Origin of the sequence: Thalassospira lohafexi, assembly GCF_002844275.1 — a bacterium.
In the GTDB taxonomy this organism is placed as follows: domain Bacteria; phylum Pseudomonadota; class Alphaproteobacteria; order Rhodospirillales; family Thalassospiraceae; genus Thalassospira; species Thalassospira lohafexi.
The window spans coordinates 288,402-301,891 of record NZ_NXGX01000006.1 but is presented as its reverse complement, the minus strand read 5'-3'; the positions used below and the strand labels follow the sequence as shown (position 1 = coordinate 301,891).

The 13,490-nt window shown below is 53.8% G+C and carries 14 protein-coding genes; 8 read left to right on the top strand and 6 right to left on the bottom strand.

Translation table 11 applies throughout. From position 1 onward, the window contains the following. Positions 1-65 precede the first annotated feature (65 nt). The 3 genes from COO92_RS16490 to COO92_RS16480 all read right to left on the bottom strand — a co-directional run bounded on the left by COO92_RS16490 (position 66) and on the right by COO92_RS16480 (position 2,947). The gene (locus COO92_RS16490; RefSeq protein WP_101303871.1) at positions 66-1,046 is read right to left on the bottom strand and encodes a C4-dicarboxylate TRAP transporter substrate-binding protein; all 981 of its coding nucleotides are present in this window, start codon (positions 1,044-1,046) and stop codon (positions 66-68) included. 487 nt (positions 1,047-1,533) lie between these two features. Further along, positions 1,534-2,469, bottom strand: a complete 936-nt coding sequence (locus COO92_RS16485; protein ID WP_101304022.1) for an AraC family transcriptional regulator — start codon at positions 2,467-2,469, stop codon at positions 1,534-1,536. Positions 2,470-2,602: 133 nt separating this feature from the next. Next, a complete protein-coding gene (locus tag COO92_RS16480) occupies positions 2,603-2,947 on the bottom strand; it encodes a hypothetical protein (RefSeq protein WP_101303869.1) in 345 nt (114 codons plus the stop codon). A 160-nt stretch (positions 2,948-3,107) separates the two neighbouring features. On the opposite strand from COO92_RS16480, the gene COO92_RS16475 reads away from it, so the two are divergent. From COO92_RS16475 to COO92_RS16450, 6 genes are all read left to right on the top strand, one after another. Further along, positions 3,108-4,007, top strand: coding sequence for a LysR substrate-binding domain-containing protein (locus COO92_RS16475; protein WP_101303867.1), 900 nt, complete (start codon positions 3,108-3,110; stop codon positions 4,005-4,007). A 554-nt stretch (positions 4,008-4,561) separates the two neighbouring features. Beyond that, positions 4,562-5,470 (top strand): DMT family transporter, encoded by a 909-nt coding sequence (locus COO92_RS16470; RefSeq protein ID WP_101303865.1) that lies wholly within the window; start codon positions 4,562-4,564, stop codon positions 5,468-5,470. Positions 5,471-5,834: 364 nt separating this feature from the next. Further along, the gene (locus tag COO92_RS16465) at positions 5,835-6,740 is read left to right on the top strand and encodes a DMT family transporter (RefSeq protein ID WP_240626476.1); all 906 of its coding nucleotides are present in this window, start codon (positions 5,835-5,837) and stop codon (positions 6,738-6,740) included. A gap of 100 nt (positions 6,741-6,840) precedes the next feature. Beyond that, positions 6,841-7,857: a permease gene (locus COO92_RS16460; RefSeq protein ID WP_101303861.1), complete on the top strand. Its 1,017-nt coding sequence runs from the start codon at positions 6,841-6,843 to the stop codon at positions 7,855-7,857. A 138-nt stretch (positions 7,858-7,995) separates the two neighbouring features. Continuing rightward, complete coding sequence (locus COO92_RS16455; protein ID WP_101303859.1) at positions 7,996-8,340, top strand: ArsR/SmtB family transcription factor; 345 nt, start codon at positions 7,996-7,998, stop codon at positions 8,338-8,340. Further along, on the top strand, positions 8,330-8,833 hold the full coding sequence (locus COO92_RS16450; protein ID WP_101303857.1) for an SRPBCC family protein: 504 nt from the start codon (positions 8,330-8,332) through the stop codon (positions 8,831-8,833). Before COO92_RS16455 ends, COO92_RS16450 begins: the two co-directional genes overlap by 11 nt. A gap of 52 nt (positions 8,834-8,885) precedes the next feature. Here the strand turns inward: COO92_RS16450 and COO92_RS16445 are convergent, their stop codons facing one another. Further along, the gene (locus COO92_RS16445) at positions 8,886-9,773 is read right to left on the bottom strand and encodes an SDR family oxidoreductase (protein WP_101303855.1); all 888 of its coding nucleotides are present in this window, start codon (positions 9,771-9,773) and stop codon (positions 8,886-8,888) included. Positions 9,774-9,913: 140 nt separating this feature from the next. Here COO92_RS16445 and COO92_RS16440 point away from each other — a divergent pair, with 140 nt between their 5' ends. Both COO92_RS16440 and COO92_RS16435 read left to right on the top strand, forming a co-directional pair. Then, a complete protein-coding gene (locus COO92_RS16440) occupies positions 9,914-10,852 on the top strand; it encodes an AraC family transcriptional regulator (RefSeq protein ID WP_101303853.1) in 939 nt (312 codons plus the stop codon). A gap of 275 nt (positions 10,853-11,127) precedes the next feature. Beyond that, complete coding sequence (locus COO92_RS16435; protein ID WP_165792382.1) at positions 11,128-11,496, top strand: type II toxin-antitoxin system HicB family antitoxin; 369 nt, start codon at positions 11,128-11,130, stop codon at positions 11,494-11,496. A gap of 88 nt (positions 11,497-11,584) precedes the next feature. Here the strand turns inward: COO92_RS16435 and COO92_RS16430 are convergent, their stop codons facing one another. Further along, the gene (locus COO92_RS16430) at positions 11,585-12,040 is read right to left on the bottom strand and encodes a GNAT family N-acetyltransferase (protein ID WP_101303848.1); all 456 of its coding nucleotides are present in this window, start codon (positions 12,038-12,040) and stop codon (positions 11,585-11,587) included. After that, the gene (locus COO92_RS16425) at positions 12,040-13,359 is read right to left on the bottom strand and encodes a sensor domain-containing diguanylate cyclase (RefSeq protein ID WP_101303846.1); all 1,320 of its coding nucleotides are present in this window, start codon (positions 13,357-13,359) and stop codon (positions 12,040-12,042) included. Before COO92_RS16425 ends, COO92_RS16430 begins: the two co-directional genes overlap by 1 nt. Positions 13,360-13,490 lie beyond the last annotated feature (131 nt).

The window sequence follows — 13,490 nt, the reverse complement described above, 5'->3', positions numbered from 1 at the left end:
TGAAGTGCGTTGCTGCGCACGCGCGGCAACGCACTTTTGTTCGGCACGTTTTCTAAGCGCTGGAATTAGCGTCCAAGAACCTTGTTGACGATTTCTGCCTCGGCTTCGAGATCAAGCATCTGATAAACCGGAGCAACGGCTTCCTTGAACGGAGCCAGGTCAACTTCACTGACCTCAACGCCACTTGCCGCAACGTCTTCAAGCGCCTTTTCACCAAGCTCGATGGTCAACTTGGACGCATAGCGACCATTTTCGACAGCCAGATCACGGACAATTTTCTGATTTTCCTCAGAAATCTCGTCCCAGGCATCTGCGCCAACAACAAGAGCTGTAACCAGCTGGATATGTCCCGTTTTCGTGACATTCTTGATCACTTCGTAAAGTTTGGCATTCCAAATCGCCGTTGGCTGAGCTTCAGCCGCATCAATTGTGCCAAGCTGCAATGCGCTGTAAACTTCACCCCAAGCAATCGGGGTGGGCTCAGCCCCCATCGCACGGATGGTTTCAATCCAAACAGGCGCTCCGATGGTCCGCATCCGAACACCGGAAAGATCATCCGGACCCGAAATAGGTTTCTGGGTCAACGCATGACGTGCGCCCTGATACCAATTCGATGCAATCATCAAGAGGCCGGATTTCTCGCGAAGTTCTTCACCCCAGGCGAGGTATTCATCGGAAAGGGCGAATTTGTCGGCCTGTTCATAATTATCAAACAGAAACGGTGCCGACATGATGGCAAGTGACGGTACAAAACTGGAAAGACGGGCAACATCGGTCACCGTGCCAACAGCAGCACCCGCACGAGCCTGATCGATCATTTCGGTGGTATCGCCCAATTGGGAATTATGGAACACCTCAATGAGAACGTCGCCATTGGTCGCTTTTTCGACGTCGGTCTTAAACTTTTCAAGCCCCTGCCCCATCGGATCATTTGGCGATAAAACCGTTCCGATACGCAGCGTGGTCTCTGCGTAAGCTGACAGAGGTGCGGCAAGTGCGCCTGCAAGCACCGCACAGAGTCCGAGTGTTTTGAACGTGGTTTTCATTTGGATATCCTCCCGTTGGATTGGCTTTTGCCATTAATTGATATTTTAGTTGTTGTAAAATCTTAGATACCAAATGCCAATCTTGTCAACGAAATTATCAACTTGTAAAAATTGATTAATACCAACAACTTAATAAAATTATCTCATTTTCTGATCGCCAACTTGTAATCAACCGCAGCACGATTAACCGCAAATGCACATGGTGCGAGACAGAAATCATCGCTGCGAATTAACGAACACACCATCACGGCGGCAATCGTTTTCGGGCCTTATGGGGGATTATTTGCGAGCAGCCACACAAGTGTCTTATGCGTGCGGATACGCGCAAAGGTGATGATGGACATGGGCTCGAAAAAATAAGGAAAACAAGTAAAAGATCACGGCAACCGATGGTCACGCGACCAGACCGTACTTGTCATGACAAAAAGCCAGACGGCACATGCCCCTTGAACGATGTTAGCGCTAACACTCTTTTGAAATCAGCGCCTTAAGATATGTCGCGGTATTTTGCCGGTGTCACACCGGTCATGGCGCGAAAACGGGTGGTCAGATGCGCCTGACTGGAAAATCCGGTGGCATGTGCAATTTCCGCCACAGCATACTGCCCGGATCGCAACATCGTCATCGCCAGTTCGATCCGACGCCGCAAGACAAACTTATGCGGCGCTTCGCCGACCGATTTTCGAAACATGCGGGCAAAGTGATAGGCCGACAGGCCGGAAACAGCCGCCAATTCCTCAATCGTCAGGGCTGCCTCCAGATTGGCATCGACATAATCAAACACCCGGCGTTTGATCACTGGGGACAATCCACCGCGCACCTTAAAGCCCAGATCACGCCGCGTTGAATAGCTGCGCAACATATGGCCCATCAACGATTGCCCGGCATGTGACATCGCCATCCGGTCGGCCGGAATATCCCAATCAAGGGGCAACATGGCATGCCGCACGGTTTGTTCGATCAAGGGATCAAGAAAGAAGGTCTTTTCGGGGACTTCGACGCCGTTGGGTTCAATGTCAAAGGCCTCAACCACCGCCCGTTCCCACGACGCATGCGGGATATAAAGGTGAAACAGTTCCACCTCACCCTGCACCACCCAGTCAGACGTCATGTGGGCTGGCATAAAACAACAGCGCCCCGGACCACCGCCGGTAAGGGGATCTGCACCGATTTTACGCTGAATGCCGGTCCCGCCATTCACATACAGACTGATGGTGTGATGGTCCGGATCGGTATAGCGCGTCAGGACATCGGCCTTACGCCGCCAGTGTGCCACCGAAATGCTGTCGCCAAAATCACCCGCGCGCAGCAGATTTGCATCGCCAATCAACTGATTGAAGACTTCAAATTTCTGATAGCGCCCATTGGGTTCGAACTTTGCCTGCTCGGCCCCGGGGACAGATGCGAATTGCGGTTCTGGCATCGGCATTCCTGACTTTCTGAACACAGATCATCGCACCGTGCATCACAATTGCAAAGTCCCGTGCGCGCATCCCTGCCCTGTTTTGCGCAAGAATGTGAAAACAGGGCAGCACGGATGTCGTTTTCAAAACGCCTCAATCCTTTTTCTTTGGGCTGGGCCACGCCAGAACCATACCGGCAAGCACATCGTGCGCGGCAAACCCCCGCCCGGTTCGTCGGTCGTTTGTGCCCTGCATCTGTTCGGACAATTCGGCCGCCGTCATGCCCGAAATATCGCGAAGTGTTTCCGGATCAAGCGACAGCGTTTTCTTCAATGACTTTTGCTTCTGACGATTTTCGCGCCATGCCGTCAAGGTATTCAGGAAACGCCTGGCAAAACCCTCAGACTTTGAGGATGACAGCGTCACACCAGCCTGAGCACACGCTTGTGATGCACGGGTTCGTTGAGTGTTTTCGTAGGATATGAAGGATGCAGACATGAGAATCTCCAATCGTTGTTTTTAAAACAATGAACATTTCTCATTGATGAGACAAACGAGAAGATTTAACATCACCGATTAGATATTCTCATAGATAAGGTTTTCTGTCGGTGGCAGCACTCATAACGAGATGCCACTCACCAAAACAATGAGGCTGGCGATGAACACAACTCCCGCCCTGATCCATAACCTTGATCTGGACCTTGCCCGGACCTTTGTTGCCATCTGCGAAACCGGTAATTTTTCGCGCGCGGCCGAAAAGGTCCATCGCAGCGCATCGGCCATCAGCCTGCAGGTCAAAAAGCTGGAAGGCATGGTGGAACGTGAATTGTTCAAACGTGAAACCCGCCGTGTCAGCCTGACCGAAGACGGCGAAGTGCTTTTGGGCTATGCGCGGCGGTTACTCAAACTCAATGACGAAGCCATATCGCATTTTCATGCGCCGGAATTTTCCGGGATCGTCCGGCTGGGTGTTCCCAATGATACCGGCATCATCGCCATTCCCGAAATCCTCAAACGCTTTGCCGACAGCCACCCGCACGTTGATATCGACGTCCATCTTGGCCCGACCTACAATTTGCGCCATCGCGTTTCCGATGGTGAAATTGACGTGGCAGTGTTTAGCTACGATCCCGAACTTGACCCGCAACCACCGATACACTCCGAACCGCTTGTCTGGCTTGGTGCGCGGCATGGAACGGCCCTTGATAAACGCCCGGTCCCGATGGCGATGGCCGAACAGGGATGTTATTGGCGCACCATGGCGCTCAAGGCGCTTGACGAAGCCGACGTCAATTACCGCATTGCCTATACCAGCGAGTTTTGTCAGGCCCAGATTGCTGCGGTACGTGCTGATCTTGCGATTGCGCCCCTACCAATCAGCGTGATTTCCGATGATCTGGTGCATCTTGGCCCGCGCCATGGCCTGCCGAAACTGGGCGAATACCGCATGACCCTTGCCAAACGTGATGGTCACGGTGCGGTCGAAGAAGCCCTTGCCGCGCATGTCGTCGCCGGGTTCAGGAAAATATCGGAACGCGGCATGCGGCTGTTTGCCTAAGCATATCCGACGAGGAACAAATACGTTCTGCCACGTCACGTACTTAAACTAAGGACGAAAAGTCCCTTTTTCACACCAATAGCGAACAGTGACTCCTGGCTGTTGGGCAAACAGTCCTGCCGTGATCGCGCAGTTTTCCTGATTGTATGAGGGCGAACTTTCCGCCGCATCGAAAGTCGCAATATGTATTCGCATGTTTGCGTCCAATGAAGATGCTCGATATAGAGTGAAAACATGATTGTCGTCACATCCTCCTAACAGAAGAACTAGTCCGACTGTTATCCAGACGTTCCTTTTCATGCCCCCTCCATAACTACTTTCACCAGATAGATAAAATCACGGTATCTCTAAACATGCGCCAGACTGATGCTCTGACCATCGGAACAATATGGCACAAGAACATGAAAAACACCGCAAGAACGTGAAAGCCATCCCAGCGGTTTTCGGGCTTAATCAGGTGTATCGGATATGCCCCACATGTCCGTTGCACACCCTTGGCTCCCCCCCCCTCGCGCGCCACCAATCGCGCCTGTCTTTGATTGAAAGCCCCGCATATGACCGCCCTTCTGTTTGTCATCGTTACCGCCTGCTGGGGATTTACCTGGTATGCGATCAAGCTTCAAATCGGGCCGATCCCGGTTGAAACATCGATCTTTTACCGCTTTGCGCTGGCGGCCATTGTGCTGTGCGGGTTCTTGCTGATCAGCCGAAAATGGCGCCCGGTGCCATGGCGCGCCCATCCGTGGTGCATGCTTCTGGGCTGCGGACTGTTTAGCATCAATTTTATTCTGATGTATTCCGCGACGGCCTATATCGCGAGCGGCATTGTCGCGGTGATCTTTACCACCTCGACCATTTTTAACGCGCTGGGCAACTGGGCGTTTTATGGCAACCGTCCGGGGATGCGCTTTGTGTTTGGTGCTGCCTTTGGTCTTGCCGGGATTGCCTGCCTGTTTGCCAATCAGATTTACGCGCTGTCGCATAATCCGCATGCCATCACTGGCATGTTGCTGGCGCTTGGCGGGACGGCGGTGTTTAGCTGTGGCAACATGGTGTCGGTCAAACTGCATGCCATGGGCATTCCCAACCGCGATGCGGTGGCACGCGGCATGGTCTATGGCACGGTACTCTTGTTTATCTTTGCAGGTTTGCGCGGGCAAACACCGGTGATGCCGACAGAACCGCTATATATCGGTGGCTTGCTCTATCTTGCCATTCCCGGCTCGGTCGTTGCCTTCCTTGCCTATCTGGCGCTGGTCAACCGGGTTGGGGCTGGCCGGGCGGCCTATGTCACGGTTCTGTTCCCGGTCGTGGCCCTGACGGTATCGACCTTCCTTGAAGGATATGTCTGGACACCGATAGGTGCATCGGGCCTTGCGATGATCTTGCTGGGTAACATCACCATCTTTGCCAGACTGCCAAAATTCATTGGTATGAGGAATAAAACAGCCCCTGCCGACTAACGATTTTTACATCACACAATAAACGGGGCGGTTCGATTTTCGGGCCGCCCCGTTTTACGTTTAAGGAGGTCACGGCGGCAATCAAGTCCACCAGATCATCCATCATCCTCGCAACATCATATGCCCACATCCCGGCTGGCATTCACGTCCGGAAGTGGCCAGCCGTCCGATTGGTTTTGCCATAGGCTCCGTTTGTCATCACGCCCCACATAGGATGGAACAAACGATGTTGCCCCATGAAACAAAGACACGCCGCCTTAAACTTGACGAATATGCCGATAGCCGCACCTGCAGTCACACGCACCGCGCGCGGCATGCGCCTTCCCCACAACAAATCAAACCGTCCGCAAGGGATACCAACGCGATGGATGGCAAAAGCTGTTTGATGCTGATTGTGCTGTCGATCCTGTGGGGTGGATCGTTTTTCTTTACCGAAATTGCGCTTGTCGATTTGCCGCCCTTTACGCTAGTGCTGTGCCGGGTGGCGATGGCATCGCTGATCCTGTGGTGGGTGGTGTTGCTGCGCAATGTTCCGATCCCGCGTGATCCGAAATTCTGGGGTGCGATTGCGGTGATGGGTGCCCTAAATAACCTTGTGCCGTTTTCGCTGATTGTCTGGGGCCAAACCCATATCGCCAGTGGCCTGGCGGCGATCCTCAATGGCACCACGCCGCTTTTCACCATCATTATTGCCCATATCGCCACCGACACCGAGAAACTGAACCTGCGTAAGGCAGCAGGCGTTTTAATCGGCTTTGCCGGGGTTCTTGTCGTGATTGGCATGCCCGAGGCAAAGACATCCGCCGCGACAGACTTGCTTTCCACGCTCGCCCCCTGTGCGGTTCTGCTGGCGGCGATATCCTATGGCTGTGCCGGGGTATATGGCCGCCGGTTTAGCAGCACATCCCCGATCCTGACGGCGGCGGGCATGACCAGCGCGTCGAGCCTGATGCTGATCCCGTTGGCCGCCGTGGTTGATACCCCGTGGCACCTGCCCGTCCCCTCGCCCACCACCATTATGGCCGTGCTGGGGATCGCAGCACTTAGCACCGCGCTTGCCTATATCCTGTATTTCGCGATCCTGAAACGGGCCGGTGCCAGCAACCTTTTGCTCGTCACCTTCCTGATCCCGGTCAGTGCAATCTTGCTTGGGGTTGGGTTTCTGGGTGAAACGTTGTTGCCGCAGCACATCGCCGGGATGGGCGTGATTGGGGTCGGGTTGGCGGTGATTGATGGGCGGTTGGTCAAACGACTGCGCAGAGAAACATAAACCTGTCCCCGTTGTTGGCTTTTGCATTTGTCTCGTTTTTGCGTTTTACATATCCGCTACATGCAGTGATCATTCAATTGCCTTCACACAAGGAGCAGGCATGAACGGGAACAGTGCGGCAGCAAACAGATCGAAGATCGGCCTAATTGTTCTGGCCGTCGCACTCGCGACAACGGCCATCATTGTTTGGCCCACGCAGGCCTGGATTATGGCGCGTTTCATTGCCCTTAGCCTGCTTTCCGTGGCACCCGTTGTCGTGCCGGGAATTTTTCTGACCGCCTGGGTCATGGCAAGCGGCGCAGACGCCCATATTGCGCGCGCGTTCGAAGGCAGGCTTTTCCCCACGGTGATCGTGGCCTCTGCAATCGGTGCAATCACCCCGGTCTGTGGCATCACGATATTGCCTTTAATGGCGGGCTTGCTGGCAGCGGGAATACCATTAGCCCCGGTCATGGCCTTTTGGCTGGCATCTCCGATCACGGACCCTGCGATGCTTGCCACGACTGTCGCAACACTTGGCGTCAGCTTTGCTGTCGGCAAGACTCTGGCCGCTTTCGGGTTGGGGCTTTGGGGAGGTTTCATCACATCGGTATTTTCGTCAAGCCCATGGGTTACTACGCCGTTACGAAACAACAAACTGGTCGGCAGCATTCAGCAATGCCAAATCTCCGAACAAACACCATTCACAGCCCGCATCTGGTCAGATGCTTCGCGCCGCGCCAGCTTTAAACGAAACTTTATCGCGACGACGCGGCTTATCCTGATCTGTTTGATCCCCGCCTTTGCTGCGGAACATGCACTTAACGCCGTGCTGCCCGCCAAAGCCCTGTCCGCGTTCGTCGGCGAAGACGTATGGTGGGCCATCCCCTTTGCCGTATTCGTCGGCGCACCCGCATATCTCGACGGGTATGCAGCATTACCACTGACACGCGGGTTGATGGAGCACGGAATGTCTTCCGGTGCGGCCATGGCCTTTCTGGTGTCCGGCGGGGTGGTGAGCATTTGGGGCGCATTGGCGATACTCCCTATCCTGAAACTCAAGACCTTCTTTTTGTATCTCGCGCTCGCCGTCTCCGGCTCCCTGATCGCAGGATATGTCTTTGATTTGGTATCCTGAGACCTGTCCTGATCAATCACATCGAAATCCACGCGACCGATAAGCCCTGTTTCAGTTTCCCTTGGGGTCATCCAAATAAAATAGCCGATAAAACACTTAGCTATTGATCTAACTTTTCAGTTCATTATAGTTAGCCGTATGGATAAGTATAATGAACCACTCGACACCATCTTTCACGCACTGGCCGACCCGACCCGCAGGGCGGTGGTCCAGTGCTTGGTGAAAGGCCCGGCACCGGTCAAGGAATTGGCAGCACCGTATAATATGGCTCTGCCTTCCTTCATGAAGCATATCAGCGTGCTGGAACAGGCAGGACTGATTGCCTCACAAAAACAGGGGCGCGTGCGCACCTGCACGTTCAATCCCGACAAATTGGCGGCGGCAGAGCAATGGTTCGAGCAACAGCGCGCCATCTGGGCAAGCCGCTTTGACAATCTCGACAATCTACTGACAACCCTTCAGGGAGAAACCGATGAAACCTGATCTGCGCTTTGACTTTGTCGCCGACATGCAGAAAAGCACCCTGACCGTCCGGCGAGAATTTGCCGCGAAACGGCAACTGGTGTGGGATTGCTATACCAAGTGCGAACTTCTCGACCAATGGTACGCCCCCAAGCCGTTGACAACGAAAACCAAGTCTTTTGATTTCAACGAGGGCGGGCATTGGCATTTTGCCATGATCGACCCGAATGGCACGCATTACTGGAGCCGCACGGATTACGAAACGATCACTCCGATTGACGGCTATACCGGTTATGACGGCTTTACTGACGAAACAGGCGTCATCAACCCTAACCTGCCGCGTTCTCACATTGCCATGACCTTCACGGATCAGGGCGCGCATACGCTGACCGAGACAGTGGTTTCTTACAACTCGCCCGAAGACCTGCAAACGGTCATTGATATGGGCATGGAAGAAGGCATGGCCTCGACCCTTGAACGGCTTGACGAGTTGCTGGTGAAATTGACGGCGTAAGCTACCGTCCAAAATGCAAAAAGGACCGGAACTGCCCGGTCCTTTTTCTGTTTCATGCAGCAAAATATCCGGCGTTTTTCATATCCGTGATGAGCCCCACCTCATCAGGTTTCCAGCCCAATGATTTTTGCGTCATGGCGCTCGATGCCCGGCAGTCGATTGCCGCAAAATGGGTAAACCAGGTAAAGTAATCTTTGGCCTGCTCCATCGTCAGGGATTTCAGCGGTACGCCCAAACCTTCGCTGATGGTGTGCGCGATATCGGCAAAGGCAATCGCACCTTCATCGACCGCATGATAAACCCTATTTAGCGCGCCCTGTTCAATTGCAAGCCGATAGGCGCGTGCCGCATCAAGTCGATGCACCGCCGCCCAATGGTTTTCGCCGTCTCCGATACAGGCCGCAAAGCCCTTTTCACGGGCCAGATTGATCAGGATCGGAATAAATCCATGGTCACCAGCCCCATGTACCGAGGGTGGTAACCGCATAAGTGATGCATTCACCCCCTGTGCTGCAATTTTCGCGACGGCTTCATCGGATGCCTTGCGCGGCGTATCTTCCCCGACCGTGTCGGTTTCAACAACAGGATGGTCGGCCCGCAATAAAGCGATCCCCGATGTCGCAATGAACGGGCGGTTCGACCCCACCAAGACCGATCCCATCGCCTCAATCGCAAGACGGTCTTTTTCGCAATTTTCGGCAAATTTCGAGAAATCGTGATTAAATCCAGTATGGATGACCGCGTCGCAAGACGCCGCCCCGCTTTTAAGGCTTTCAAGGTCCTCAAGATCACCTCGAAAAACCGTCGCACCCGTTTTGGCAAGCTTGTGGGCCGATGCATCAGACCGCACCAGACCAAGCACCGAATGCCCATGATCCAGAAGTTCACGCACCACCGCAGAACCAACAAACCCTGTCGAACCGGTTACAAAAATACGCATTCTTACTCCATCCTGACATTTGGAAAACAACCGGGAAACACAACCGTCCCGTTTCAAGCAAGATACCGTCTGTTACTTGGATGATCTATGCGCTACACTCCATTATTCATTCGTAATCGTCCAATATCGAAGGAACCCTCATGGATCCACTTTCCGATGTTCTGTCTCTGATCCGGCCTGATAATTACCTGTCTGCCGGGTTTGATATCGGTGCCCCTTGGGCGATCCAGTTCCCAGATCAGGGACAAAACATCAAAACCGCTGCCGTGGTCAAAGGCGCATGCTGGCTTGCTGTGGACGGCATGGCCGATCCTGTACACCTGAAAACTGGGGATTGTGTGCTTTTGCCACACGGCAAGGCGTTTTTGATGGGAAGCAACCTTGACATATCACCGATGGAAGCCGGTAAAACCTTCAAACCCACCGGGTTTGGCCATATCCGTACACTGAATGGTGGTGGTGATTGTGTGGTCGCCAGCAGTCGCTTTGGCCTTAAAGGCCCACAGGCCGATTTGCTGCTTAAAATGTTACCGCCCCTTGCCGTCATTCGCGACCGGGCGGGAAGTACAGAACTTCGCTATTGCATTGAACGCACCATGGCCGAAATGCGTAAAAACGATCCGGGCAGCAAACTGATCCTGCAGCATCTTGCCCATATGATGCTGATACAGGCATTGCGCATGTACTTAAGCAATGACGCCAAAGGTATCGGCTGGTTCTTTGCCCTTGCCGACCCGCAAATCAGCATCGCCATTTCTGCCATTCACGCCGCCCCGGCGCAGAACTGGACCGTAGAAAGCCTCGCGCAAACCGCCGCTATGTCACGATCAGCCTTTGCTGCCCGCTTCAAGGAAAAGGTCGGACAAAGCCCAATGACCTATCTGACACACTGGCGGATGTTGCTCGCCGGTGAAAAGCTCCTGAATTCCCGCGAACCGATCTCGCAGATCTCGCTGTCACTGGGATATGAATCCGAAAGCGCGTTTAGCACGGCCTTCAAGCGGGTAATGGGCTGTGCGCCGCGGGGGTATTCGAAAGCAGTAGCCTGCATCCCGCGCTCGTCCCCTGTGCCATCCTAATTGCCGCTTTAAGCTATGGCCAACGAGCGAGTTTGAAGAAGGTCAGACAATTAAACGCACAATACGCATTATGCGCATAACTTTTGACTTTACCGGCATTTATGCGCATAATGTGCATACATCTGATGAAAGGGGGCCATGGATAGCAGCGAAATACTCAAACGGCTGAAAGATGATGGCTGGGAAATCGTTCGCACCAAAGGCAATCGGGTATAAAGCTGCTGTAAATGGCCGTCCGGTTCCTTACGCGAAATGGGAAACAGGATAACAACAGAATGAAACAGACCTATTGGGGTTTGGTACATACCGACGATGACGACGGCTTCGGAATTTCCTTTCCGGATTTCCCGGGCTGTGTGTCCGCAGCAGATACCATGACGGAATTGGTGGAAATGGGTACAGAAGCCCTTAACTTCCACATTGAAGGCATGCACGCGGACGGCGAAGAAATTCCCGCCCCGTCAGCAGCAGTCGGCCTTGAAGATGGCGCGATCGGGATTGTCGCGATCACCGCAACCATTCCGGGGAAGAAGCGACGGATCAACCTGACACTAGATGCCAACCTTATCGACCTGATCGAGGCGAAATACGGCAAGCGGGCGGTTTCGAGCTTTCTTGAGGAGGCTGGGCGTAAGGCGCTTTAATAATAAAAGAGGAAAAAGGGGACTGTCCCCTTTTTGGTCCCGATGGTCGACTGATGCCAAGGAAGAGAAGATAGCGGCCTTTCAGACCTCACCCCTCAAGCATCTGCTCATAAACCACCCAGTTCGAAGCCTTGCCGATCTGATCGTAAAGGCGCCGCGCCGTCGCATTGTCATCTGCCGTGATCCAAGTCAGCTTGAACCATCTTCGCATGCGAGCGATGTCTTCCAGCCGTTCCATCAGGGCCTGTGCGGCGCCTACGCGGCGAGCTTGGGGCGCAACAAAAAGATCGTCAAGCTGGCCGAACCAGGCACCGGTCAGGGTTTCGGGCACAGCACGATATTGCGCGAACCCCACGACCTGATTGCCATTCACCGCCAGCAGGCATTCCATCGGCCCTTTGGGCTCCATGATCCATGACCAGGTTGTCTCAAGCACCGCGTCGGACGGCTCACAGCCATAAAACGCCATATAGTCGCGAAACAGACCGGACCAGGCGTCACGGTCGGCTTTTGCGGCGGAGCGTATATCGATCATCGGCGTCATCAGTTTTCAAACTCCCAGCCGATGCGATAAAGGTTCGTTCCTTCGGCCTTGGCAGTGTACATCGCCTGATCGGCTATATGGATAAGGGTATCGAGCGTTCGGGCATGTTCGGGATAGATCGCAATACCAAGGCTGGCCCCAACCCAACACGTCCCCTGACCCAGTTCCGTTGGCGTGGAAACAGCAACAAGGATCTTCTCGGCGATATTATGGATCTCGGCGTCGGTTTCCAGATCCTCAAGGATGACTGTAAATTCATCACCGCCAATTCGCGCCACCGTATCAGACGCCCTGAGCGCATTGATCAATCGCTGTCCGGTATTGATCAGAACGCGATCCCCGACGGCGTGGCCGAGTTCATCATTGATCTGTTTGAAACCGTCCAGATCGATAAAGATCACGGCGACCTTTTTCTTATGACGTTTGGCGCGGTCAATGGCCTTTGATAGACGATCCTCGAAAATGGTCCTGTTGGGCAAACGGGTTAAGGCATCGTGGAAGGCGAGTTCGCGAATTTGATCGGCTTCTTCGCGTTCCTCGGTAATGTCGCGAACGACCCCCATCATTTTGACAGTTTTGCCAGTTTCGTCCTTGGTGACGTTGCCGGTTTCGCGCAGCCATCGGATGGAGCCATCCGGCCAGACAACACGGTATTCTTCATCGTGATTTTCGCCGGTTTCAATGCAGCGAATTTCGCCTTCGCGAACGCGTTCCCTGTCGTCCGGATGCACGGCATCACAAAACAGCGGATAGGTCGGTGTCACCTCGCCCGGCTTATAGCCGAACATGCCATAAATCGCGTCAGACCAGTAAAGCTCGTCCGTATCCACGCGCCAGTCCCACGTCCCGATGCGTGCAAAATACTGGCTTTGTTTAAAGCGTTGCTCTTCCTCGGTCGCGTCTGGCCGAACGCGCGACAGATCATGCACGACCAGCACACTTTCGCACTGCCCTGGGAGCTGCAAGAACCGAACATCAACCGGAAAAGTGGCGCCGTTTGATCGGATTGCGTCGGTGCGATATTCGTCTGCCTGCTGTTCATCAGAACGTTCAGGGGCATCAGAAAGCAAGTCGTTAAGACGGCGCCCCGCAATCTCTTCCTCAGTCCGGTCAAACATCTCAGCTGCGGCGATGTTAATGTTTCTGACCGATCCATCGGCACCAAGCACCAGAACACCGTCGGAGACGTTTGCCAATACCGCGTCGAGAACCTCCAATCGCGCTCGTTCCCGCCTGCGCACATGAGCAGCATAAGCCAGCGCAACAACCGCAATGACGGCAAGGAACACAGAAATGGACAAAAGGAGGGCGTCAGGCATCTGTGGACGTGGGTTTCCCGAAACAAGGTTGTGGTTTTAAATGTAGCTATACGTAAGCAGGAACGAAAGATAGCAGAAAGAATAAGGCGATTAATTGATCCACATCTAGAGATTAGGACTTTTCCAGAGAC